At 44.8% G+C, this 25002-nt stretch carries 21 protein-coding genes; 18 read left to right on the top strand and 3 right to left on the bottom strand.

All coding sequences use genetic code 11. The features are described 5' to 3' along the window. Window positions 1-39 precede the first annotated feature (39 nt). Window positions 40-846, top strand: a complete 807-nt coding sequence (locus AB4Z17_RS22560) for a DNA alkylation repair protein (protein ID WP_441962190.1) — start codon at window positions 40-42, stop codon at window positions 844-846. 22 nt (window positions 847-868) lie between these two features. Here AB4Z17_RS22560 and AB4Z17_RS22555 read toward each other — a convergent pair whose 3' ends face one another. Both AB4Z17_RS22555 and AB4Z17_RS22550 read right to left on the bottom strand, forming a co-directional pair. Next, complete coding sequence (locus AB4Z17_RS22555; protein ID WP_441909454.1) at window positions 869-1504, bottom strand: pyridoxamine 5'-phosphate oxidase family protein; 636 nt, start codon at window positions 1502-1504, stop codon at window positions 869-871. Between the two features lie 79 nt (window positions 1505-1583). Beyond that, complete coding sequence (locus AB4Z17_RS22550; protein ID WP_441962186.1) at window positions 1584-2582, bottom strand: LacI family DNA-binding transcriptional regulator; 999 nt, start codon at window positions 2580-2582, stop codon at window positions 1584-1586. 169 nt (window positions 2583-2751) lie between these two features. Here AB4Z17_RS22550 and AB4Z17_RS22545 point away from each other — a divergent pair, with 169 nt between their 5' ends. The 16 genes from AB4Z17_RS22545 to AB4Z17_RS22470 all read left to right on the top strand — a co-directional run bounded on the left by AB4Z17_RS22545 (window position 2752) and on the right by AB4Z17_RS22470 (window position 23324). Then, window positions 2752-3513, top strand: a complete 762-nt coding sequence (locus tag AB4Z17_RS22545) for an SDR family oxidoreductase (RefSeq protein ID WP_441962185.1) — start codon at window positions 2752-2754, stop codon at window positions 3511-3513. Window positions 3514-3626: 113 nt separating this feature from the next. Beyond that, entirely contained in the window at window positions 3627-4886 is a 1260-nt protein-coding gene (locus tag AB4Z17_RS22540) for a glucuronate isomerase (protein ID WP_441962184.1), read from the top strand. A gap of 221 nt (window positions 4887-5107) precedes the next feature. Continuing rightward, window positions 5108-6127, top strand: a complete 1020-nt coding sequence (locus AB4Z17_RS22535) for a LacI family DNA-binding transcriptional regulator (protein ID WP_441962183.1) — start codon at window positions 5108-5110, stop codon at window positions 6125-6127. 200 nt (window positions 6128-6327) lie between these two features. After that, window positions 6328-7743: an ABC transporter substrate-binding protein gene (locus tag AB4Z17_RS22530; RefSeq protein ID WP_441962182.1), complete on the top strand. Its 1416-nt coding sequence runs from the start codon at window positions 6328-6330 to the stop codon at window positions 7741-7743. 82 nt (window positions 7744-7825) lie between these two features. Then, the gene (locus AB4Z17_RS22525; protein WP_441962180.1) at window positions 7826-10798 is read left to right on the top strand and encodes an extracellular solute-binding protein; all 2973 of its coding nucleotides are present in this window, start codon (window positions 7826-7828) and stop codon (window positions 10796-10798) included. Continuing rightward, window positions 10795-11682 (top strand): carbohydrate ABC transporter permease, encoded by an 888-nt coding sequence (locus AB4Z17_RS22520; protein WP_441909462.1) that lies wholly within the window; start codon window positions 10795-10797, stop codon window positions 11680-11682. Before AB4Z17_RS22525 ends, AB4Z17_RS22520 begins: the two co-directional genes overlap by 4 nt. A 12-nt stretch (window positions 11683-11694) precedes the next feature. Next, entirely contained in the window at window positions 11695-12567 is an 873-nt protein-coding gene (locus AB4Z17_RS22515; RefSeq protein ID WP_083682583.1) for a carbohydrate ABC transporter permease, read from the top strand. A gap of 11 nt (window positions 12568-12578) precedes the next feature. Beyond that, window positions 12579-14618 (top strand): YIP1 family protein, encoded by a 2040-nt coding sequence (locus AB4Z17_RS22510; RefSeq protein WP_441962178.1) that lies wholly within the window; start codon window positions 12579-12581, stop codon window positions 14616-14618. After that, the gene (locus AB4Z17_RS22505; RefSeq protein ID WP_441962177.1) at window positions 14605-16860 is read left to right on the top strand and encodes a DUF5696 domain-containing protein; all 2256 of its coding nucleotides are present in this window, start codon (window positions 14605-14607) and stop codon (window positions 16858-16860) included. The genes AB4Z17_RS22510 and AB4Z17_RS22505 overlap by 14 nt, the downstream gene beginning before the upstream one ends. Further along, entirely contained in the window at window positions 16860-17720 is an 861-nt protein-coding gene (locus AB4Z17_RS22500) for a carbohydrate ABC transporter permease (RefSeq protein WP_083682581.1), read from the top strand. Before AB4Z17_RS22505 ends, AB4Z17_RS22500 begins: the two co-directional genes overlap by 1 nt. A gap of 13 nt (window positions 17721-17733) precedes the next feature. Further along, window positions 17734-18669, top strand: coding sequence for a carbohydrate ABC transporter permease (locus AB4Z17_RS22495; RefSeq protein WP_076270923.1), 936 nt, complete (start codon window positions 17734-17736; stop codon window positions 18667-18669). Window positions 18670-18749: 80 nt separating this feature from the next. Further along, the gene (locus AB4Z17_RS22490) at window positions 18750-19529 is read left to right on the top strand and encodes a glycoside hydrolase family 16 protein (RefSeq protein WP_441962176.1); all 780 of its coding nucleotides are present in this window, start codon (window positions 18750-18752) and stop codon (window positions 19527-19529) included. A 58-nt stretch (window positions 19530-19587) separates the two neighbouring features. After that, a complete protein-coding gene (locus AB4Z17_RS22485) occupies window positions 19588-19896 on the top strand; it encodes a hypothetical protein (RefSeq protein WP_441962175.1) in 309 nt (102 codons plus the stop codon). Then, on the top strand, window positions 19893-21278 hold the full coding sequence (locus tag AB4Z17_RS22480; protein WP_441962173.1) for a glycoside hydrolase family 2 TIM barrel-domain containing protein: 1386 nt from the start codon (window positions 19893-19895) through the stop codon (window positions 21276-21278). Before AB4Z17_RS22485 ends, AB4Z17_RS22480 begins: the two co-directional genes overlap by 4 nt. Window positions 21279-21487: 209 nt before the next feature. Next, the gene (locus AB4Z17_RS22475; RefSeq protein ID WP_441962171.1) at window positions 21488-22288 is read left to right on the top strand and encodes a GNAT family N-acetyltransferase; all 801 of its coding nucleotides are present in this window, start codon (window positions 21488-21490) and stop codon (window positions 22286-22288) included. Between the two features lies 1 nt (window position 22289). Then, entirely contained in the window at window positions 22290-23324 is a 1035-nt protein-coding gene (locus AB4Z17_RS22470) for a DUF1835 domain-containing protein (RefSeq protein WP_441962188.1), read from the top strand. Window positions 23325-23426: 102 nt separating this feature from the next. On the opposite strand, the gene AB4Z17_RS22465 is transcribed toward AB4Z17_RS22470, so the two are convergent. Continuing rightward, window positions 23427-24320, bottom strand: coding sequence for an AraC family transcriptional regulator (locus tag AB4Z17_RS22465; RefSeq protein WP_441962169.1), 894 nt, complete (start codon window positions 24318-24320; stop codon window positions 23427-23429). Window positions 24321-24500: 180 nt separating this feature from the next. On the opposite strand from AB4Z17_RS22465, the gene AB4Z17_RS22460 reads away from it, so the two are divergent. Next, window positions 24501-25002, top strand: a 502-nt coding sequence (locus AB4Z17_RS22460) for a phytanoyl-CoA dioxygenase family protein (protein ID WP_441962168.1), incomplete at its 3' end; no start/stop codon positions are given.

Here is a 25002-nt window from a genome sequence, read left to right as displayed (position 1 = left end):
GTTATGAATAATGAGAAAGCGATGGTCATTTCTGACTCCATTTTGTACCGCAAAGGTGCAAGAAAGTTGAGCGATATTCCAAATGAAGTGATAGAACTGATTCATATGGGGAAACTGGAGACGGTCAATTTGACGGAATGGCTCGTTGTCGATCATATTGTACTGCTGCAAAATGTACTAAACGAGCTTGGTTTGGATCAAGAATCCGATCCCATTCTGGATAGGCTGAAACATTTGAACGAGAAAAAAATTATGAAAATCATACCTGCTATCGCAAAGGAATGGCTTAGCTTATTCGCTCGACTAGCAGAAGAAGAGCAGTCTAAACTTTACGACAAATTAGCTGCTCATCCATCAGACAGTGTTCGCTGCTGGGCTGCTTTTATTATTGGAGTGGATCAACGTTTAAGTTTAGTAGAGAAGCTTGCATCGATTCGTCCTTTTGCGGCAGATCACCATTTTGGCGTTCGCGAGATTGCTTGGATGGCTTTAAGGGAATCCATCTCCAATGATTTACTAGGAGCACTTCATTTACTCAAAGATTGGGTGCGTGATCATGATGCGAATATTAGGAGATTTGCCATTGAATCCACTCGACCGCGAGGCGTATGGGCCAAACATATTGCTGAGCTGAAAGAAAATCCTGCTATGGCTCTTTCCCTATTAGAAGCTGTGAACAGCGATGAAGCCAAATATGTTCAGGATTCAGTAGGCAACTGGATGAATGACGCTAGCAAAACTAATCCTGAGTGGGTAAGAGCTATTTGTAATGACTGGTTGAAGCGCTCAAAGGCGAAGGAAACGAAAAGAATTGTAGCAAAAGCGGTAAGAAGCTTGCCGGTATAGCAATGGCTCATAGGTAAAACAACTAATACAGTCGTTTGGTGTAACCTTGTTCCAATCTAGCAGCTACGAGTTCGGAGGTTACTCCTTCAAGATTTACATGAGAGGCTATGATCTTTGAAGGGGAAGGCAATTCATTTTTAGGTAGCCATGAATGCGATTCCCATAGTTTTGACCGTCTAAATGCTTTGGCACAGTGCAGGAAACATTCTTCTACGGCAACCACGATGCCTAATAAAGGAATTTTTTCGTTTACAGCCATTATTGCTAACAATTCGTTATCTTTGGTAATAAAGGCGCGCCCATTTATTCGCAATGTTTCGCCAAGTCCAGGAATGAGGAAAACTAAGCCGATTTGTGGATTTGAAAGTATATTTCGTAATGAATCTATTCTTTTATTTCCTGGGCGCTCTGGAATTACGAGGTGCTTATCATCAATCACGTGAACAAAACCTGCCGTATCACCTCTAGGGGAGCCGTCACACTGCCCATCTGAGTTAGAGGTTGAAATAAACACGAAGGGTGACTTTGCTATAAAATCTCGACAATGTTCATCCAAGTGAGTAATATCTTTATGCTGTACGAGTTCGCTGGGATAGCCAATAAGTGATCTAAGCTCCGATTCTGATGCAATAAACTCCTCTTTATTGATAATAGTCATAATCATTCCTCCCTAAGTTTATAGATATTCAAACAACAGGGCTATCCTCAAGTAGTGTTATCTACTTCACGGGACAGCCCTATTCAGCATTTGAAAACGGTTTAGAAGTTGATGAGCGGATGACAAGTTCGGGTTCCAAGTGGACGGTCTTAATCATGTTTGGAGCATCGATAAGCTCAAGTATGGTTTTGGCTATTGCCGCTGCGATGGAGGAGAGGGCAACACCTACGACGGTCATTGGAACCTCAAGATTCTCCATCTGCGGAAGATTGTCGTAACTAACGACAGAAACATCATGAGGGACGGAGAGGCCGAGTTCACTGACGGCGCGAAGGATGCCGCGAGTTAGATCGATACCGCCGCTTATGAAAGCTGTTGGTCGAAGAGGACGATCCAGCATCATTCGTGCAGCAATATAACCATCGTGAAATTCTAAACCGTTCATTTGGAGAATGGAATCATCTGTTAAACTCAGCCCATGATGTCTAATCTCTTCTTGAAAGGCTTCGATTTTTACAGCTTGCAGCGGGTCATGCGACTTCGGTTCCCCGATGTATGCTATTTCTTTATGACCTAAATTTGCCAAGTGACGAACCGCTAGCCGAATGGCTTGGCCACGGTTAACATCGACTGCGGAATAGGGCGTATAGTCAGCGGCACCATAGGTGAGAATTGGGATTTGCATGGCGCTGGAGTCGATTGGATTAGGTTTATTATCCCTGTCTCCAAAGGCGAGTATGGCATCCACTTGATAGCGGCGAAAAGTTTCGATCGCGAATTCGATGTTGCTAATAGACAGCAACGTGATATAGCCGTATTTCTCTAGCTCCTCATTAAGCCGTGTAAGAAGGGATGATAGGGCTGCGCGTTCTATTGATGGCCATACGATGCCAATCGCGCCGCTTTTTCTCGAGACGAGGCTTCGAGCAGCAATATTGGGTTGATAACCCATGTCTTTTGCGATGGAAAGGATATGCTGTTTCGTTTTATTTTGTACGAGCGGGCTGTCTCTAAGTGCCTTGGATACAGTAGAAAAGCTGACGCCTGCACGCTCTGCGATATCTTTGATGGTTACCATAGCTTCCCTCCGAAAGGAACTTTAACGACTATTATCATAAGTCATACATCCTATCATAGTCCAATTATTATGCAAATGAAAGCGGTATAATTGGTGTAGACAGTTTGGGCTTATTGCGATATTATGAAAAATAACAACGTTGTTATTTTGATTATAAGGTGGTTTTCTCATGTTTAATTTAACAGATACCGTATCCGTTGTAATCGGTGGAAATGGTGTTCTTGGCAGTGCCATGGCTTCTGCACTGGCTGAAGCGGGATCAAAAGTAGCCATCGTTGGCCGCGATATGGAGAAAGCAAAATTAGTATGTGATCAAATAAATAGCAGCGGCGGAACGGCGATCTCTTTGCAAGCAGATGCAACAAAAAAAGATGAACTAGAAGCGGTGCTGAACGATATTCTGCAATGGGGAGGACGTATAGATACCCTTGTAAATGCTTCAGGAACAAACAGCCCCACGCCTTTTTTTGATTTGGAAATGGATGAATGGGATCGAATTATGGACGTCAATTTAAAGAGTGTTGTGCTGGCTTGCCAAGTGTTCGGTAAACAAATGATTGAACAGGGCAGCGGCGGCTCCATTATCAATATCTCTTCTGTTTCCTCATCACCACCGCTCTCTCGCGTGTTTACTTACTCAGCATCGAAGGCAGGAGTTAACAGCATCACGCAATTTCTAGCACGTGAATTTGCGCCAGACCGCGTAAGAGTTAACGCTATTATTCCAGGTTTTTTCCCGGCGGAGCAGAACAGAAAAATACTTTCACCCGAAAGAGTAGAGTCGATTATGCAGCATACGCCAATGAAGCGTTTCGGAAACCCGGATGAGCTGAAGGGCGCGGTTGTTTATTTGGCTTCATCCCAAGCCTCTTCATTTGTTACTGGCTCATTCTTCCGCGTGGATGGCGGATTTGGTGCGATGACGATATGACAAGACCGCGTTTTCAGCTAAAGGAAACGGACAACAACGACTGCATTTGAACACATAAGGCGCATAAAGCTTTGGGGGAAACTGTTGAAGCCAATAAGAGAGGGGAAAAGAAAATGAGTACTCAAACCATTGCAAGCCTGGCAGATATTAAAGTGACGGTTGATCGTTTAGCTATGAGCACGCCTGTTACGGATATGCATACGCATCTATATGCTCCTGAATTTGGGGAACTGCTTTTATGGGGCATCGATGAGCTGTTGACTTATCATTACTTAATTTCAGAGTCGTTCAGATGGTCAGAGGAGGAGTACAGCCAATTCTGGTCGATGACAAAGCGCGAGCAGGCGGACTGGATATGGAAGCAGCTGTTCATTGATCATTCTCCTGTAAGCGAAGCTGCAAGCGGTTTTATTACGATTGTTAAACGTCTTGGATTCGATGTATCCTCACGCAATCTGGACGATTACCGGCAAGCACTTGCGAAGCGTACGGTAGAACAGCAGGTAGATACGGTCATGCAGATCGCTGGAATTGAAAAAATCGTCATGACGAACGATCCGTTTGATCCGATTGAACGTCCGGTTTGGCTGTCAGGCAAAGGAAAGACGGATGCCCGTTTCTATGCAGCGCTGCGAGTTGATGCGCTTCTTAATGATTGGGATCATGCGGTGAAAGAGCTGCAAAATCTTGGTTATGATGTACAAGCGGAATGGTCTGAGCGGACAAAGGCAGAAACAAGACGTTTTCTCTCGGAATGGATTACTCGGATGGATGCGCTTTATCTTGCCGTGTCGATGCCTGGTGATTTTGAATATCCAGCCGATGATCATCGAAGCAAGATGATTGATGAGGTTATGATCCCTGTATGCCAAGCAAAAAGTATTCCGTTTGCGTTAATGATTGGCGTTCGCAGACGGGTGAACCCATCACTCAGATTAGCTGGCGATATGAGCATGCTGTCTGATGTATCGGCAGTGGAAGCCTTATGCCGCCGTTACCCCGAGCAGAAGTTTCTCATCACGATGCTGGCCAGAGAAAATCAGCATGAATTAACGGTGCTAGCTCGTAAGTTCCGGAATCTGATGATATTTGGCTGCTGGTGGTTTCTGCATATTGAATCGATGGTTGAAGAAATGACACGATTCCGCATAGAGCTTCTAGGCACTTCAATGATTCCTCAGCATTCTGATTGCCGTGTGTTTGAGCAATTGATTTACAAATGGGAGCATTCTAGAAAAATCATTGGCAATGTTCTTGCAGCGAAATACGAGAAGCTGCATCATAGCGGATGGACGGTGACGGAGGAGGAGATCAAGCGGGATCTGGATGATATGCTGAATCGAAACTTCTGGCGTTTCCTAGACAAAGAGTAATCCATTTAAGGTTATTCTTTAAAAATGCTCAAGGTGATTCTATCCGTAAAATGCGGTGTGGATCACCTTTTCTTATGGCAATGGCGTACATGGAAACAATGGAAATATTGCTCAAAATAACTATTGAAATCGATTTCATTTTTTGCTATATTATTAAATATCAACTTGATAGCGCTTTATTTGTTTATATCTGACAAAATTTATAGCAAAGGTCGAATCTTATGGATGTTAATATCGTTGATGTAGCTAAAGCGGCAAAGGTATCACCGACTACTGTCTCGCGCGTGTTAAACAATAACCCGCTCGTTAAGAACAAAACGAGGGAAAAGGTTCTCATGGTTATTGAGCAAATGAATTACGTTCCCAATGCTGCAGCCAAAAATCTACGCCAGCAAAAAACGTTTACTATTGGAATAATTGTGCCTGATATTATGGTTGCGTATTACTCTAATTTAGTAAAAGGAATTCAGAACAAGGCGCATTTGGAGAAATTTAAAGTCATTATCTGCGATACCCAAAACAGCAGAGAAATTGAGCTCGGTTATCTTCAAATGCTAACGAACAGAACGGTTGACGGTATGATCCTAATTGAGTCGTTACTGCCGAAAGAGACGGTTATGGAGCTGCTCGACAGAGGTTATGTTATAGGATCTATTGGACGAAGCATTCTGGATTCCAGAATTTATAACGTCCAAACGAATACGACAGAGGTTGCCATGCACGTGGTTGAGCATCTCATCGAGCAGGGGCACAAAGATATAGCATTCATAAGCGGCTATAATGATGCGATCGATAGCTTGGATCGTCTGGAAGGCTACATCAAAGGATTAGAAAAACACGGCATTCCGTTCCGGCCAGAGCTTGTGGAAAATGGCGATTTCAACAAAAGAGGCGGATACTCAGCTTTAAAGCGCCTTTGGGATGCAGGGCAGAAGTTCACAGCTGTTTTTTCTGCCAATGATGAGATGGCATTAGGCATTTATGCCGCGTGCAGAGAAGCGAATGTAAGAATCCCTCAGGATCTAGCTGTTTTTGGCGTAGACAATGAAAGAGTTTCGAGATATTTGGTGCCTCAGCTTAGCACGGTTAATCAATTAAAGATTGAAATGGGCTATGCTGCTGCGGAAATGCTTATCAAGAAAATTAAGGGCGAGATGRCGGACGACGATGAGCGTATTGTCGTTGTTGATTCTCAGCTGTGCATTCGTGCTTCTTCTAATTATAAAAGAGTGCAATCATAATTTCAGATTATGAATATCTCTTTTTAATAAAATGAAATCGATACCATTTTAAAATATAGCCGCTTTGCATACAAGAGACACGACTTCCATGTTCTCGTATGCGACAGCAACCATTTATGAAATCGTTTTCAAAAAGTAATGCCTAACCTTAGGTACATGCAAGTGTATCCATATATCATTTGAAAAAAGGGGATAGTGAAATGAAAAGTAGGAAAATATTTTCATTATTACTGGTATTGTCGTTATTCGTCACCGTATTAGCTGCCTGTTCAGGCGGGAACAACAAAACAAATGAAGGATCTACTTCTACTGCTACGAATAAGCCGACAGAGGACAATACCAAGGCAGAAGAGACGCCATCATGGCAAACAGAGAAAATTACATTAAAGTTTGCAAGCTGGGAAGACCCGAAGATGGAAGGCGAAATGATGAAAGCCTTCATGGCAAAATATCCGAATATTACAGTAGAGAAAGACGATACGATCAACTGGCCTTGGACAGATGCGTTGACTGCAGCAGCCAGCGCGAGCAAATTGCCTGACGTGTTCTGGGTAGAAAGTGTACCTGTAGGCGTAGAGAACGAATGGCTGCTCGATCTGTCACCATATTGGGATCAAGATGAGGAAACGCAGGCTATTTATCCGAATATTGCGAAGCAAGCGGTTTATGGCGGCAAGCGCCTAGCATCGCCTACTTTCCAGTTTATTATGGGTGTCTATGTGAATAAAACGCTGCTTGAGAAAAACAACATTCCGCTTCCTGGATATAATTGGACCATTACAGAGATGATCGACATCGCCAAGAAGGTATCCAAGCCTTCGGAACATATTTATGGGATTTCAGGCCCGTGGGGCAATCTATCTTTCAATGAACACTGGCCAATGGCGAATGATAGTGCGCTAGGCTACAACACATTTGACGGTGAGAAATTCCATTTCACGAATCAGCAGTGGATCGATGGCTACAACCAACAGCTTGAGCTTCGCAGGTTGAAAGTGGAAGAAAAAATGACTGGCGAAGAAAAAACAAAAGTATTCGGCGAAGARGGAGCTTGGCCGCTGCAGAAAGGGCATGTAGCACTCGGAATTGACGGTTCTTGGAATATGAATTCCTTGCCGCCGGAAATGGAAAAGTCGGGAGCTGGCGTCGTAGATTTCTATCCATACCCAGCTGGCAATGCGGGACAAAAGATGCCTGTAGTCCTTGACTATATCGGTGTATCCTCCACAACCAAACATCCAGAAGCTGCTTATGAGCTGATGAAATTTATGTCATGGAGCAAGGATGGCTGGCTGAAGCGTCTTGAGCTGAACAAGGAATTAAACATCAACATCGATAAATTCCCAGTTGCTGATTTCCCTGAGGTATGGGAGAAGCTGACGGGCGAGCTGAAGCTAGACGGTGCGAAAGCAGCCATTGGATTGCTCGGCGATGCTGTTCCAGATTATAACAAGGTTCTTCCGGGCTGGAGAGAATTCAGTGCTTGGGCATCCGATGAACAAAAAATATATGAGAAGTTCGCAAACGGTGAATTAAAGCCTGCTGATAAAGCGAAAGAAATGGAAGACAAAGCAAATGAGTTCGTAGGTCAAGCGCTGCAAAGATTAAGTCAATAATACAGATTGACCGTAGATGCGGGAGAAGCTTTATGATCTTTCGCATCTGCGGCATTAATGAAGCATAGGCAGGGAAGAGACCATGAAAAAAACTTATCAAATCTTACTGATATGCTTGATGATTGCAGCTCTTCTTGCTAGCGGACTCCCGGGATCGTTAGTACAAGCTGAATCGGAGCAAGCGGCAGCGCCCAAGGCAGAAGGCTCAGCGGATGCGCTTAATCTGCTGGAGAAGACCTATTCAGAAAAGCTTCAAGAGTGGTCTGAGGTTCCTATCATTCCAAACGCGAACATCATCGTTTCACCTGCCAAAAATGTGGAAAACGCAGCATTACTAGTCTCTCTACAAGATAGCTTCAATTACGGCCAGGAGACACTTCGTTGGAATAAAGACGCAAAGATCACGTTCGACATTCATGTTGAAAAAACGGGGTTATATCAACTAGCGTTTGATTATTACATGCTGGATGACAGCATTTTGCCCACAGAGGGTTATTTGCAAATCAACGGACAATACCCGTTCTATGAAAGCCGTCATATTTTGTTTCCTAGCAGGTGGGAGAACAAACCTCTTGCAGAAAAGTGGGATCGTTATGGCAACGAGCTGCTGCCGCGTTCCCAGAAAGTGAAGTTATGGCAGACGGTATATGCCATGGATTCTAGTTATTTTCATATGGAGCCTTTAAAGTTTCAATTAAAAGAAGGCTTGAACACCGTTACGTTAGTCAATACCAGGGGAGAGTTGCTGCTTGGCGATGTGAGAGTAGAAGCCCCTGCCCAAATACAAACATATGAAAACTATTTAATGAGCTTCCCAGCAGAAGAAACGGGTGCTGAGCGCATCGACACACTGCTCATAACCGAAGCGGAGCAACTGCTGTATAAAAACGATTCCTCCATCAGAGCAGCCTCGTCACGCGATAGCAAGGTGACGCCCTACGAAACGAACAAGCTGCTGCTCAATATGATCGATGCGGGTTCCTATGAAGAAGGCGGTCAATCGCTGACGTGGGAGCTGGAGGTTCCTCAGGATGGGTACTATCAAATTGCTTTGAAATACTTGCAAAATACTCAATATGATTTGCCCGTATTTCGCCGAATTGAGCTCGATGGCGTAGTTCCTTTCCGCGAGGTGGACAATTATGCTTTTCCTTATACGAAAAAATGGCGGAATGAGACGCTTGGCAGTGAGGATAAGCCTTATCAATTTTATATGACGAAGGGCAAGCATACGCTCAGCATGACAGTGAATTTATCACATATGCGTCCTCTAGCAGAGGATATCTTCGCCAAAATGAGAGAGATCAGCCGAATGACGCTGGAAATCAAGAAGCTGACAGGAAATAAACTAGATTTGTATAGAGATTGGAATCTACTTGAGTATATGCCGGAGCTAGATAAACAGCTCTCTAGCTGGGCGGATGATCTTGATCAACGCTTCGAAGAAATTAGCCTGCTTAACCCGAAGGTGAAGGAAATTGGCGAAATTGTCAATTTGAAGCTGGCTTCGAAGCAATTGCGATCCCTTGCGAAGGACCCTAACGAATTGCCCAATCGCCTAAATCTGTTTTCTGAAGGGTCGGCGTCTGCCTCTCAATTGCTAGGTACGCTTTTGCAGAGCATTTCAGAGTCTCCGCTTGCACTTGACCGGATTTATGTTTCTCAGGATGGCAAGCTGCCGTCTCCAAATGCAGGTTTTTTCAAGAAATCAGGGGAAACGGTTAAACGCTTTTTCTTATCCTTTACGAAACAATCCTATTCAAGCTCAAACAAAATAAATGGTGAGCTGGAGGTTTGGGTCAATCGCCCAAGGCCTTTCGTTGAGCTCATGCAGAAGATGATCGATGAGCAGTTTACGCCGGAATCGGGCATTGCCGTTAAGCTGTCCATTATGCCGGACGAGAATAAGCTCGTTCTGGCTAACGCATCCAATCGTCAGCCGGATGTTGCCCTAGGAGTGAGCAACTGGATTCCCTATGAACTGGCCATTCGGAATGCGGCTATGGATTTGCGGCAATTCGCTGGTTACGAGGAGAGCATCAAGCGTTTCTCCAAAGGTGCGATTATTCCATTTTCGTTTGAGGAAGGCGTATATGCATTGCCGGAAACGCAAAATTTTTGGGTGCTGTTTTACCGGCAGGATATTTTGGATTCGATGAAGCTGTCGCCGCCGGATACGTGGCAGGACGTGGTTGAGATGCTGCCTGAGCTGCAGCGGCTTGGCATGAACTTCTATGAGCCGCTTGCCCAGTACAAAGGCTTCAAGCCTTTTAATGCAACGACGCCGTTTATTTATCAATTCGACGGAGAATTGTTTGATGAGAGCGGGATGAACACCGCAATCGACAGTGRGCAAGCGCTTGAGGGCATGAAGTTTATGACCGACTTGTTTACGATCTACAACTTGCCGCAGGACGTACCGAATTTCTATCACCATTTCCGTTACGGCACAATGCCGGTAGGGATATCTGATTTCAATACGTATATTCAATTGAAGGCGGCTGCACCGGAAATCGCCAACACATGGAAGATCGCGCTGCATCCAGGCGTGGAGAAGCCGGATGGAACGGTAGCAAGATGGGCGCCGACAGGCGGACAGACGGGAATGATATTTAAAGGCACCGACTATGCAGAGGAATCTTGGAAGTTCCTCGATTGGTGGTTGTCAACGCCGGTTCAGGTCGAATTTGCCAATCTCATGCAGACTACCTATGGCATGACCTTCATGTGGAACACGGCTAATCTGGAAGCGCTCGAGCAGGTACCATGGCCGGAGGAAGACAAAGAGGTTATTTCCGAGCAGTTCAAATGGGTGAGAGAACCTTCTCGCGTGCCAGGCGCTTATATGGTCGAGCGGGAAATTAGCAATGTTTGGAACAGGGTTGTCTTTAACGGGGATAATCCGCGAACGGCCATTGATGATGCTGTAGTACGGACTAATCGTGAAATTATGCGGAAGATGGAAGAGTTCGGCTATTATGCGAATGGCAAAATGATCAGGCCGTATCCGGTTCCGACCATATCATCGATAGACAAGTGGGTTGAGCGAAAATGAAGACACGCAGATTTAATGAGGCTTACCTATTTCTGACGCCTTATCTTTTGATGTTCGGCACGTTTATTATTATCCCGGTAGTGGTAGCGGCAGGCCTCTCCCTTACTTATTTCAATACGGTAGAGGCGCCGGAGTGGATCGGCTTCAAAAACTATATCGATCTGCTTACGCACGATGAAATCTTTATGCAAAATGTTCTGCCCAACACGATAAAGTTTGCTTTGATCGTAGGACCGGGCGGCTATGTCATTTCATTCCTGCTTGCTTGGATGCTGGCGCAAGTTCCGAGCAAGCCGCGCACCATTCTTGCCCTTATTATTTATTCTCCTTCGATGACAATGGGAGTAGCGATGTCAGTCGTATGGACAATTATCTTCAGCGGTGACCAAGCGGGATATATTAACTCCTTGCTGCTTAATTTAGGGCTGATTAACGCTCCGATACAGTGGCTGCAGTCACCCGAATATTTGATGACGATCATGATTGTCGTGTCATTATGGAGCAGCATGGGAGTTGGTTTCCTCGCTATGCTTGCAGGTGTTCTGAACATTGATCAAACGATATACGAAGCAGGTTATATCGATGGAATCCAGAATCGTTTTCAAGAAATTATTTATATTACGATTCCCTCGATGAGGCCGCAGATGTTGTTTGGCGCAGTGATGGCGGTTGTAACGACCTTCCAAGCCGGTGAAATCGGCGTTCAGCTATCAGGCGGCAACCCAACTCCGCAAAACTCGGGACAGTTGATCGTCAACCATATTGCTGATTATGGCCTCATTCGCTATGAGATGGGGTATGCAAGCGCGATTTCTGTTGTGCTGCTGATCGGCGTATATATGCTGTCTAAGCTTTCGTGGAAATTATTCGGTGAGAAAGAGTAGGGGGTGCAAGTTTTGTCTTATCAAGGTACAAAAGTCAATCCGACCAAGTTCCACAAAAGTCAGCTGAAATTTTATGCCATTCTTATTCCTTTGGCGTTTTTTATGATGCTGCCAATCATATTTATCATCTCGCATGCATTCAAGCCGATTGATGAGCTGTTTGCATTCCCGCCGCGCTTTCTCGTACAGAAGCCGACATTTGATAACTTTAGAGATTTGTTTTTTACGACGTCGACATCAGGTATTCCGTTCAGCCGTTTTATATTCAACAGCTTGCTCGTAACGATCTCTGTCATGTTTTTTTCAGTATTTATTAGCGCATTGGCTGCTTATGCGATGGCCAAGATGAAATTCAAGCTGCGCAAGGTGTTGTTTGAGGTGAACACGCTTGCCCTCATGTTCGTGCCAATCGCGGTACAAATTCCGCGGTACTTGGTCGTAGATCAGACCGGTATGCTGGACACCTATTTTGCTCATATTTTGCCGCTGCTGGCCATGCCGATTGGGCTGTTTCTGCTGAAGCAATTTATTGATCAAGTGCCCGAGGAGCTGAAAGAAGCAGCCATTATCGACGGAGCGAGTGAATTTACGGTGTTCAGGAAGGTCATTGTACCTGTCATTATGCCCGCGCTTGCTACAGTCGCCATTCTTGCTTTTCAGGCGGTATGGAACAATGTCGAGACTTCAAATTATTATGTCAACGATGAGAGCTTGAAGACATTATCGTTCTTCATGAGCTCGGTTGCGTCGGGGTCCGGCAACACCATCGCGGGTCAAGGCATGTCGGCAGCTGCATCGCTGCTTATGTTCGTTCCGAACCTCGTCATTTTTATACTGCTGCAAAGCAAAGTGATGAACACAATGGCGCATTCAGGACTGAAATAGAGGAGACTCCGATGAAGAACATTAACGGCAAGGTTTTGTTGCTTGTTCTCGCCGTCTTCCTATGGCTTGATTCCTCATCCATGGTGCTCGCTGAAGCGCCTTACAAGACCTATACGGAAGACCATAACAGGCAATTTGTACGAACGCAGGATGCTTATCATCCCGCAGGTTCAATTGAGAAGGTGGGAGATCTTGAGTTTTCCGGGCCTTCCGATATTTATATCGATGCGCGCAACCACATCTATGTTGCAGATACGAACAATCATCGTATCGTCGTCCTCGATGACGAGGGGCAATTCATTCGGGTCATCGGTGAAGAGGTTTTGCAGACGCCGGTTGGTGTATTCGTTGACCATAAAGGCGATGTGTACGCAGCGGACAGCGGACTGAATCAAGTCGTTAAATTTGGCGCTGACCATGCGGTAAAGCAAATCTTTGCGAGGCCGGAATCGCCGCTCTTTGGCAAGAACAATCCTTTTAAGCCGATGAAGGTGACGGTCGATAAGCGCGGAAACGTATATATCATAAGCGAGGGATCGACTAACGGCGTCGTGCAGATGAGCTCGAATGGCGATTTTCTTGGCTATTTCGGCAGCAATGAATCCAAAGCGAGCTTTCGTATTATGCTGGAGCGGTTTTTGTTTACTGATGCACAGCGAGCGAAGTTATTCAAAAATGTACCGCCTTCTGCTACAAGCATCGACATTGATCAGAAGGGGTTAATTTATACGATTACCCAAGGCGACGAGGGAAGATCTGTCAAACGATTTAATATTTCCGGCTTCAATTTATTGCCTGCGGATATGACTTTTCATCCGCTGTATACGGATCTATTTATTTCGAAGAGCGGCAACATTTATACGATTAGCCAAACCGGCATTATTTTCGAATATGACACTGAGGGCAATTTGCTGTTCTCGTTCGGTGCACCCGATGATGGGAAGTCGCGGATCGGCATGTTCATTAATGCGGCTGGCATTGCAGTAGATGCAGGCGAAAATATTTATGTCGTCGACAAGGAAAGAAATAATATTCAAATCTTTAAGCCAACAGAGTTTACAAGTATGGTTCATCATGCGCTTGAGCTTTATAAGGAAGGGCACTACGTCAAGAGCCGTGAGCCGTGGAGTCAGGTGCTGAACAAAAACAACTTGTTCGACCTCGCGCACAAAGGACTGGCAGATGCCTACTACAAGCAGCAATTATATGCAGAAGCGATCGAGGAATATGTTATTGCGAACGATAAGGAGGGGTATTCCAATGCCTTCTGGGAAATTCGCAATCGCTGGCTTCAAAACAACTTGATTTATGTGCTGTATGTCGGAATTACTTTGTTCGTGCTGCGGATATTGGTTCGCTGGCTGCATCGGAAAACAGGAGTATTTCATTCCGTCATTCGGTTGAAAGAGCAAGTTTTCTCTGCAGCGTTTATTCGGCATGTAATGTTTGTTTCCCGATTTATTAAAAGCCCGTTGGAAGGCTTTTATGGCATCAAGGAGGAACGGAAGGTATCCCTGTGGTCCGCGACGTTCTTGTATGTGCTTTTCTTTGCCGAGTATGTGTTTGCACTTTATTACACCGGCTTTATATTCAATAACGTGGAGCCTTCCAGCCTGATTTTGTTAAAGGAGATTGCCAAAGTATTTGCGCCGATTGCACTATGGATCATTGCGAATTACTTGGTGAGTACAATCAATGAAGGCGAGGGCAAATTTTCTGAAGTGTACAAAGGTACCATTTATGCTTTGGCACCGTACTTGTTGTTCAGCCCTATCATCGTCATCGTCTCGAATGTACTGACGAACAATGACGCGTTCCTGTACAGCTTCTCAAGCAACATCATCGTCGTGTGGTGTGCGGTTCTCCTATTTATTATGGTGAAGGAAGTCCATGACTACACGGTCCGCGAGACGATTCGCAATATTTTGATCACATTATTTGGCATGTTGATTCTGAGCTTAGTTGCATTTATTGTGTATGTGCTGCTCGATCAGGTATTTGATTTTGTTTATTCTGTCATACGGGAGCTGATGATACGTGCGGAACTCTAAATGGATTAGGCCAGTTGTAACCGCCGTCATCATAGCAGCAGCCTTTGCCATCGTATATGTCCTGTTTTTTGGTAACGGCCGCTCTAGCAGGGAGACGGGTGCGATTCCAGATTCGGAGCTGCAGTCCGCGTTTCCTGATCATAAAGAGGCAGGGTCAAAGCTATCCTCCGATTATCGCAAGGTGGCGGAGAATGAACATCTTGAGCTGTATCTCAAAGAACAAAGCTTGTCCATTCAAGTGAAGGATAAGCGCTCAGGCTACATGTGGTCTTCCGAAATCATCGACACGGAATCCAATGAATCGTGGAAAAATTTCATGGCATCGGGATTGTCTCTTGATTATTTCGAGGAGAGCAAGCCGAATGCAACGCGAACGGATCTTGTCTCTCAAGCGAATAAATCGATAACCCTCGAGTCGCTTGAAAAAGGATTTAAAGCTATTATTCGTTTAGATGATCTGAAGCTTGGAATGGAGCTGCATGTATCGCTGGAGAAGGACCAATTGGTGGTCCGAATTCCGCAGCAAAGCATTCTTGAGGGAACTAAAACGAAGCTTGGGTCCGTATATGTTTATCCGTTTCTTGGAGCAACCAAGGCTGGTGAAGTTGACGGTTATATGTTCATTCCAGACGGATCAGGTGCATTAATCCGGCTTGCAGACAATAAGGGGAAATTCAAAATCCCTTATGAAGCGAAGATTTATGGTACGAACGAAGGCATCGAAACAGTTAACCGTGATATTTTCACAAATCCACCGCTGACTGTGCAATATCCCGTATTCGGAATGGTTCACGCGGAAGGCGGCAACGGACTATTCGGCATCGTAGAGAATGGTCAATACAATGCCAAAATCGTTGCATATCCGAATGGAGTCAATACGCCATACAACTGGACGACGGCACAATTTCTATCTAGAGAGTCTTATCTTCAGCCAACGAGCCGGTCACTTGGCGGTGTCATCGTCTATGAGAAGGCTCGCAATCCAGAGGATATTCAAATTCGTTATACGTTCTTGAACGGCAAGGACGCAAGTTATGTTGGCATGGCCAAGACGTATCAAGCATATCTGGAGGAGAAATCTATTCTTGTGAGAGATAAGGGGAAAGCAGACACAGCGATTCCTCTGCAAATGGATGTTCTTGGCGCTGAAACTGAAAATGGCATGTTCGCCAAGCGACTTATTCCGATGACGACGGTATCTCAACTGGAAGAGATGCTTGGAGATATGAAGAAAAATGGCATCGGAAATGTGAATGTAGTTTATAAGGGCTGGAATGAAGGCGGGTATTCAGGAACGAATCCATCGCCCGTGAAATATGAGTCAGCGCTTGGCTCGAAGAAGGATTTCGAGCGACTCGCAGCATCGCTTCGGGAAAGTGGAAATCCGCTTCATTTGTACAGCGACTTTACGACGGGCAATGAAGCGTCCAAACGATTCTCTGCGCAGACGGATGCCGCCAAAAAAATCGATAAGTCAATTTTGACGATACCAACCTATGAGGAAGTATACAAGACTATCTATTACTTATCTGCCGAAGCCACGAGCAAGCTGGTTAAACAAAATACAAAGCAATATGTGAGCCAGAACGTAAGCGGAATTGCTGTGGATGAGACGGGCTCTGTGTTATTCTCCGAGATGGCCGGCAAAAGCCGTTCAAGCCGCAGTCAAACAGCACAATCTTATAAAGCTGCTATGCAAGGTTTGTCGGATGCCATTCCATCCTTGCTCATGTATGCGCCAAATGATTATATGCTTCCTTATGCCGATCAAGTGCTAGACGTGCCGATGGAGTCATCGCAATATATTTATATCAGTGAAACGGTGCCATTCGTACAAATGGTGCTGAAGGGCTATAAGGATTATTTTGCCCCTTACAGCAACTTCTTCGCTAATCCGCAGGCAAGCCTACTGCGCATGATCGAGACAGGCTCTTATCCATCCTATTATTTGACGCATGAGACATCATATAAGCTGAAGCATACTAATTCGAATGATGTTTACACGTCTGCATATAAGGATTGGCGTGATTCGATGACGGAGACTTATCGCATTTTAGATGATGCGCTGAAGCCGACAATAGGTGCGAAGATGCAAAACCATGAGCGTCTAAGCGATGGCATTGTTAAGGTTTCTTATGACAACGGAGTCGAAGTGCTCGTGAATTACACGAATCGCGACTATCAATGGGAAGGCGTTAGCGTTCCGCCAAAAGGCTTTCAAGTAATCGAGGTGAACCGCTGATGGCCAAAATCATAATGACCAACAAACGTAGAAAGGCGATTATCGGTCTGGCGTTTGTGTCGCCATGGATCGTAGGATTTTTTGTTTTTACTTTATATCCGATGCTATACTCCTTATTTCTTAGCTTCCATCAAGTGAAAATTACACCTGTCGGCGTGAAAACAAAGTATATCGGCTTTGAAAATTTCAATTATGCATTTTTCTCTGATCCCGTGTTTGTAGAGAAAATATTGAATTATGTTATGGAAATGATGCTGAACGTACCGATCATTATCGTTTTTTCATTGATCATTGCGCTATTAATCAATCAGAAGATCAAATTTCGCGGCATGTTTCGGACGATATTTTTCCTGCCAGTCATTATAACGAGCGGGCCGGTCATTAACGAGCTGCTTAGCCAGGGTGCGTCCTCCATTCCGAATATAGAGCAGTACGGCATGTTCACGATGATTGAGAACAGCTTGAGCCCGATTATTGCGGAGCCAATTCTGTATTTGTTTAAGCAAATCATTATGGTTCTCTGGTTCTCCGGCGTTCAAATTCTTATTTTCCTAGCAGGGCTGCAAAAGGTAGACCGATCCATGTATGAAGCGGCTCGCATCGATGGCGCGTCGGCATGGGAGTCCTTCTGGAAAGTGACGCTGCCAGTGCTTATGCCGCTAGTGATCGTAAATGTAATCTATACGATCGTTTACGTTTCGACGTTCGCGCTTAATGAAATTATTATTCTGATCAAAAACAATATGTTCAGCACCATTACCGGATTCGGTTACGCTACCGCGATTGCATGGATTTATTTCATCATTATCATGATCGTGCTAGCGATATGGACTGGACTGCTCAGAATGAAGAAACGATAAGGAGGCGAGCTGCATGTGGAAAAGACAGACGTTAGTCGCTGCGAGCAAAGTCCGTAAGCTGTTGTTCGGAATGGGAGAAAACGACGGATTTGTGTTCAAGGCTGTAGTATATCTCCTTCTGATCGCGATCGGCTTTGTCTATTTGTATCCGATGTTATTTATGCTGGTGAACAGCTTCATGAGCTTGGATGATTTGGTCAACTCCATGATCAAGTGGATTCCGTCAACGCTGTATGTCGAGAATTATTCGAAGGCGCTGAACGTGCTCGATTATGAAAAAACGCTTTTGCAAACAATTGGGGTGGCAGGCCTTCCGGCCTTGCTGCAAACGATATCGGCGGGCGTTATCGGTTATGGCTTTGCTCGATTTGAGTTTCCTTTTAAAAAGATATTGTTCGTGCTCATGCTCGTAACCTTTGTTATTCCGCCGCAAATTACGATGATGCCGACGTATCTTTTGTTTAAGCAATACGGGCTGCTCGGCTCGCTGGAGACGTTTATATATCCGGCCATTCTCGGGCAGGGTCTAAAAAGCGCATTGTTTATTCTCATTTTTTATCAGTTTTTTAGAAGCATACCGGATGTGCTGGAGGAGGCTGCGGAAATTGATGGAGCGGGCAGCTTGAAAATCTTTTACCGCGTTGCCGTTCCTATGGCGCTTCCTGCAATCATTATCGTCTTTCTTTTCTCATTTGTATGGTACTGGAATGAAACGTATTTAGCGGGTCTTTATTTCGGAAACGAACTGACCATATTGCCGCTGGAGCTGCAAAAATTTACAGACAGCTACAATAAGGTGTACCCGCCGGGCACTCCTGGCAGTCAGTTGAATGAAGCGATTAAGCTGGCTGGAACGCTGCTGACGATTGCACCGCTGCTCATTCTCTACTTTGTGCTTCAGCGCTGGTTTGTGGAAGGCGTTGATCGGGCTGGTATTACCGGTGAGTAAGAGGAGGAGCTTGGGTGAAGAGACTTTTCAAGATTTCTAGTGTTTTTATAGCAATTATCTTATTAATAATGGGGTGCAGCATGGAAAATAAAAAAGAAGCTCCGCAGCAGAAAAATGGGTGGAAGCTCGTATGGAACGATGAGTTTGATGGCAAAGAAATCGATCGGACCAAGTGGAAGCATGTAACCGGAGGATCAGGCTTTGGGAATAATGAAGATCAGTTTTATACAGAGGATGCGGCCAACTCTTATATTGAAGATGGCAAGCTAGTCATCAAAGCGTTGAAGCAGGAGCATGGGGGCAAGCCGTATACGTCCGCGAAATTAATTACGGAGGGCCATGCGGATTGGACGTACGGCCGGTTCGAGTTCCGGGCTAAGATGCCGCTTGGCAAAGGAATGTGGCCTGCCATATGGATGATGCCGACGGACATGGAGAAATACGGCGGCTGGCCAAGCAGCGGCGAGATTGACATTATGGAGTATCTTGGACACGAGCCTGAGCAGGTGCATGGTACTTTGCATATGGGCAATCCTCACATTTATAGAGGCGGGAAAGTAAGTCTGGAAGAAGGAACGTTCGCAGAAGCGTTTCATGACTTTGCTCTGGAATGGACGCCAAGCGGGATGAAGTGGTACGTCGACGATAAGGAGTTTTATCAGACAACGACATGGTTCACGCGCAAGGATGAGGCAGCGGATAACGAGCCATTCCCTGCACCTTTCGATCGTGCGTTTTTCTTGCAGCTGAATTTGGCCGTTGGCGGCAATTGGCCGGGTTATCCAGATGAGACGACGGTTTTCCCGCAAACATTCGAGCTGGAGTACGTTCGGGTGTATCAGCCGGCAGACGGAAATTAAGAGACGGCAAACGATACGGCGAAATAGGAATGATAGATGTGAATTGGAGGAGAAACCGATGGATCTTCGTTTGGTACAGCAAGAAAAGATGAACATGATTCAAACGACGATGGAACTGCGCGAGGTAAGCGGAGTGGCAGTCCCGTTTCAAAATGGCATTCCTGTACCGTCATTTGATGCTCAGCAGCGTTTGAAGCTTGACTTGAAGGGCATGTGGAAGAAGGAAAGATTTGCTGCGGATCATGATTTCTCATTGTCTGAGCGCAATGATCGGTGGTTCGAGCACGCCCTTCTTGAAGCTGGCGGACGTACTGAAGTGGACTTTGATGATTCTGCTTGGGCGCAGCGTCCAACTACACCGGTGTGATCCATGACCTATACATTAGCGGAACTACCAAATGCCATATACCAAGAGTAAACATCGTACCGCTCGATATTGAGGGGCGTGTGAAGTTTAGTGTCGTTCTGGAAAACCGTGGACCTGATGCTGTAGAGGTGAGCGTTAGCGGGCAAATTTTTGATGCGGATCATGAAGCCGATGCATTCTTAAATTCACCTCTCGCAGCGGATATTAAAGGCAAGCAAACAAGATGGACGGGCGATTTAAATTGGACGGAAGCACTAGCTCCTTATGAGACGAGGGTGATGGAAGCGATTGTCCATATTCAAGAGCCTCGCTTATGGGCATTTTGGCAGCCAGAGCTGTATGTAGCGGAATTTGCAGTTGTATATGGGGACCGTACTGCCCAGTTGGATCGTTATGCGTCGCAGTTTGGCATACGTACAGTTACGACGGAAGGTACAAAGCTGTTGTTGAACGGACGTCCAGCATTTCTTGCCGGCGTTGCTCGCCATGAGGAATGGCCGGATACAGGGCGGTCTGCGACATGGAAGCAAATTCGAGATGATTTGGTTCAAATGAGGCAGTCCATGCATGTTAATTTTGTTAGAACGGCACATTACCCGAACCATGCATACACGTCGTTATTGACGGATCGGCTCGGACTTGCAACCGTCAGTGAAATTCCGCTTTGGCAATTCACTCGTGAGCATTTTGAGGCACAGGAGCAAAAGCGGCTTTCCGATCAAATGTGGAGGGAGATGATTTTCTCCCAATACAACTCTCCTTCCGTTCTGATGTGGAGCACGCAAAATGAATCCGTTGAGGTAGAACTGCGAACGGTTTACAACAAACGTTTAGTGAAGGACCTGAAACAAAATTATGCGGATGGACGTCTCACGACCCAAAGTGCGGCTGCAGACCAGCCAGGTGCGCATGATCCTTCCATGGAGCCGCTGGATTTGGCGGGCTGGACGATGTATTTTGGCATATTCCATGGCAGTACGTATTATGAAGGCACAAAAGATTTTCTGCAAAAAGCGCATGAGCTTTGGCCGGACAAGCCGATATGGAATACCGAGTTTGGGCACTGGTCCTCTGATCAGGATACGATGGCGGCAGAGCAGATGAGAACCTATAAGGAAACGCTGCAGGCGCTGATGGAACGAGCGGTCATATCTGAAGATGGAGAGGCTCAGCTGAGAAGTGATGGTTTTCTCGTCGGCATCGATTTCTGGATTATGTATGACTGGTACGTGAACCATAACAATTGGATTGATACATTCGGGATCTATCATATGGATAGAAAGACGATGAAGCCGGTTGGAGAAGCGCTGAGTCAGGATTATGCTAGGTACACCGCCTTCGAGGGTGGGTTTATTCATCAACCAAAGCGTGAATCGCAATAGACATAAGAAGAATTTTTTCTAACATAGGGAGTTATCCTTTTAGCTAAAACTTCAAAAAACGAGCCATAGTAATCATTCTATAGGCTCGTTTTGTTTTGCTGATCGGTCTGTTAGTATGGCATACTGAGCAAGACAGATGTGAATCTTTTTTGCAGGCAGTCACGTACCTAAGTAAGATGGAAAGAACAAATGGACGACGGAGGCATTCGATGAATAAAGAACAACTTATAGCATTGTTTAATAAGGAACAACGGATAGATCAGACCATTGCTGGCTTTCGCCGTGAAGTAGAAGGTGGACTGATAAGGCAGGTTTCCCTTACAGGCGGTGAAGGTTATGTAACCTACTCAGCATTAACAAATGAAACGGTTCAACATGCGATTAATGAGCAGCTATCTTACTTTAAGCAATTGGATCAGCGGTTTGAGTGGAAGCTATATGACTACGATCAGCCTGCCAATTTAAAGGATAAGCTTCTTGAGCATGGATTTACGATTGGAGATCCCGAGGGATTGATGGTTATGCAGCTAACAGAAGGTGATTTTATGTTATCCTGTGAAATTCCATCCTCTATCATACGAATCGTCGATGAAGCAGGAATCAATGACATCGTCTTACTGGAAGAAGAAATTTGGGGAGAATCACATCGCGAGCTTGGAGAGGAATTAATACGAAATTTGAAAAATGATCCGGATAGCCTGTTTATCTATGCAGCTTATGAAGATGGAAAAGCGGTCAGTGCGGCTTGGATGTATTTGCATAATGGAACTTCCTTTGGAAGCTTATGGGGTGGTTCAACCTTGTCGGCTTATCGAAACAAAGGGTTGTATACTTCTTTACTTGCTGTACGAGCACAGGCAGCTTGGGAAAATGGATTTCGCTTGCTGACGGTAGATGCTAGTCCGATGAGTCTTCCTATTTTGAAGAAAAGGGGCTTTGATCTTCTGGCTTATTCTTATCCATGTGTATCGCCAAGTAAAGAGGAAAGGAAGGAGATAGCTTTTGAATAAAATGTTGGAAATACGCAAGGCGGTCGAGGAGCTTTCTACAGATGATGTGAGACAGGCTCTAAAGCTAGTTATGCTTCAAATTGAGACAGCGGAGCAGAATTTAGAGGCTCGAGAAGATCTTTTTAATAATTTGAAAGAACTTTACGATTCATTGCTGAATTCCCAAAACAATAATAAGAGAGAGCTGGATTCGGCTGTCACGAAAATTCATATCGTGTTTGGAGACTCTGTTGCAGGCAGTTTGAAACTGGCTATTAAACAGCTTGGGTTAGCGGATTCCAATAAGGTCATTACTCTTAATGAAAGCTTCTCTATAGGCCCAATATGGCAGCTGCATACGGAAGAGGGATGGCATAAGAGAAAGGAGTGGTTTAGAAATCATATTAATGTTGGTTATGACGAATCATATTTTGATATGGAAGATGAAGCCTCCTCTCATCAAAGCTTATTAGCACAAATTCCAGAGCAAGCTTCAATTGTCATATGGTGTGGCAACAATGCTCATGAACAGACTGGTTTGCGTTATGCGCTGTATTTGCTTAGACACCATTTAAATGGTATTTACGTGTTTAATGCAGAAGAGGCCTGCAGTAGAAGGTATAATACACCTGAAACATTCATTAACTATTTGCAATTAGGAGAGGTTCCGGTAGATAAGTTAAAGGCTGTTATAGGTGAAGCAGAGGAAAATGGGCAGACAACTGGCGACATAAGGCAGCAACTGGAGAAGGAATGGCTAGCGCTTGCAGAGCATGATGAGGTGCTGCGTATTTGGAATCAAAGTAAAATTCAACATGTAGATGAAGATTACTTGGATGATTATTTGTATGAAACGGCGGAGTCGCTGCTGCAGCATAAACCAAAAGATGAATTTATAAAGGCGGCCAGAGTAGTTGGCCAAGCATTGGGCTATTATGAGCAATGTATTGGAGACAGCTATTTCGAATATAGACTGCGCGAGCTTATTTACACAGGCAAATTAGAAATCAAGGGAGTGCCTCGTGCAATGAGGTTTTATAGTGTAAGGCTGAAATAAGCCTGCATGATCTCCCTTTTATTTATCCAGATGGAGCTTTCCCGTCATGTCGACAGGAAGGCTTCTTTGGGCTGGACATGAGATTAAAAGTCCTGCATTTATTTATAGATTAGATTTTGTAGATTGGCGATAGAGAGTTGGCGTTTGCCCTGTAAATCGTTTGAAAAATATGCTGAACGTATGAATAGATGAGAATTGCAGCTCTTCTGCGATTTGCGAGATCGCTTTCGACGTGCTTCGAAGCTCAGACTTCGCTTTATCCAAGCATAAGTGACGAACATATTCTCCAAGGGGAATGCCAACGGCATTTTTGAATTCCCTTGCGAGATGCGAGCGGCTGATATGGATAGACTTTGCTAGCTGCTCGGGATCATAGTTATAGCGAACCTCGCGATGCAGCTGATTCATTACTTCAGTAATCGCGTCGTTAAGCGGCCTTGGAGGGGCCTCTGCTGCTAAAGCTGGATCAAGAAAATAACGGAGCGTCGTCACAAGCAACTGTTGAAATAGCCCCTCCACCATGGGCAAGCTTAAATAAGCTTTATTTTTAATTTCCGTAATCATATGCTCGAATAGTGCTTTTACTCTATTATCTTGATCATGAGCGATTCGTTGAAGCCCGATGCGATAAAATTCAGGATACAAATGATGGAGCCTCTCCAGCCTAAACCCGATGTAATAGAGCTTGAAAGGCTTATGTTTTCCTGCTAATCCAAAATGGATTTCTTCAGGTTTAGTAAGCAGGAGCTGCCCTTTCTCAATTTCATAAACCGTTTTATCGATTTTGTATTGACTGTACCCCTCATCCACGTAGCACAATTCGAAATGATCATGATAATGAATCGATGTGCTCCAGTTTTCATAATGGTTCACACCGAGATAATAAATATGGCTCGCATCAGAATCGAAGGGCAATTCGATTCGAAACTCACTTTCGTTCTCAATAACAAGATGCTGTTTGGGTACCTCGTTCTTTAATGATTTATTTTCACTCATTTGATGACCGCTTCTCCTCTTCAAAACTTTTATCTTCGATTATACATCTCCAGCACAAAATCTCAACAAGCAATGATGATCGAAAACTTTAAATCTATGCATAGAATTGCAAAATACATCGTATTTTAACCGGTTTATAATGATCATATGTTTAAAATATGAATGCATGAGGTGCATAATATGTCTATGAATGGTCAACTGCGTGATGATTGTCTCCCTGCACAAGAAGATCTCACATTTTTTGCTGAAAATGGTTATTGGGTTTCCCCTGTAATTTTCTCAGAAGCTGAGCTTTCCGAAATAATCGAACATCAGGATCGTCTATATCGCGGCGAATATGAAACGGGAAGAGAACCGGTAAGCCAATGGCTCGAAGGTAAGGACAATCCGCGGGCTCTAAGGAAAACAGATAATTCGCATTGGTCTGACCTTACGCTGCGCAAAGTAGCGGTAAACGCTACGATCGGGGGAATAGCAGCTGCACTAATGAAGACGGATACGATTAGGCTATTTCATGATCAGCTGCTTTATAAACCAGGCAGAGGAACGGGAAAGGAAACAGCAAATGTAGGCTGGCATCAAGATTACGTATACTGGCAATGCTGCGCAGAGCCGACTCTTATTACGGCTTGGGTTGCTTTTACGGATGTAGATGTGTCAAAAGGCTGTATGCAGATGGTAC

The organism is Paenibacillus sp. TAF43_2 (assembly GCF_052113545.1).
GTDB lineage: Bacteria > Bacillota > Bacilli > Paenibacillales > Paenibacillaceae > Pristimantibacillus.
The sequence above is the reverse complement of the archived record's forward strand: the minus strand, read 5'-3'. Positions and strand labels throughout refer to the sequence as shown.

Coding starts and splice junctions, on each gene's coding strand:
- AB4Z17_RS22490 (WP_441962176.1), top strand. CDS start 18,750: ATGGAAAATAAAAAAGAAGCTCCGCAGCAGAAAAATGGGTGGAAGCTC.
- AB4Z17_RS22550 (WP_441962186.1), bottom strand. CDS start 2,582: ATGGTAACCATCAAAGATATCGCAGAGCGTGCAGGCGTCAGCTTTTCT.
- AB4Z17_RS22495 (WP_076270923.1), top strand. CDS start 17,734: ATGTGGAAAAGACAGACGTTAGTCGCTGCGAGCAAAGTCCGTAAGCTG.
- AB4Z17_RS22510 (WP_441962178.1), top strand. CDS start 12,579: ATGAAGAACATTAACGGCAAGGTTTTGTTGCTTGTTCTCGCCGTCTTC.
- AB4Z17_RS22545 (WP_441962185.1), top strand. CDS start 2,752: ATGTTTAATTTAACAGATACCGTATCCGTTGTAATCGGTGGAAATGGT.
- AB4Z17_RS22485 (WP_441962175.1), top strand. CDS start 19,588: ATGGATCTTCGTTTGGTACAGCAAGAAAAGATGAACATGATTCAAACG.
- AB4Z17_RS22470 (WP_441962188.1), top strand. CDS start 22,290: ATGTTGGAAATACGCAAGGCGGTCGAGGAGCTTTCTACAGATGATGTG.
- AB4Z17_RS22540 (WP_441962184.1), top strand. CDS start 3,627: ATGAGTACTCAAACCATTGCAAGCCTGGCAGATATTAAAGTGACGGTT.
- AB4Z17_RS22475 (WP_441962171.1), top strand. CDS start 21,488: ATGAATAAAGAACAACTTATAGCATTGTTTAATAAGGAACAACGGATA.
- AB4Z17_RS22555 (WP_441909454.1), bottom strand. CDS start 1,504: ATGACTATTATCAATAAAGAGGAGTTTATTGCATCAGAATCGGAGCTT.
- AB4Z17_RS22520 (WP_441909462.1), top strand. CDS start 10,795: ATGAAGACACGCAGATTTAATGAGGCTTACCTATTTCTGACGCCTTAT.
- AB4Z17_RS22500 (WP_083682581.1), top strand. CDS start 16,860: ATGGCCAAAATCATAATGACCAACAAACGTAGAAAGGCGATTATCGGT.
- AB4Z17_RS22465 (WP_441962169.1), bottom strand. CDS start 24,320: ATGAGTGAAAATAAATCATTAAAGAACGAGGTACCCAAACAGCATCTT.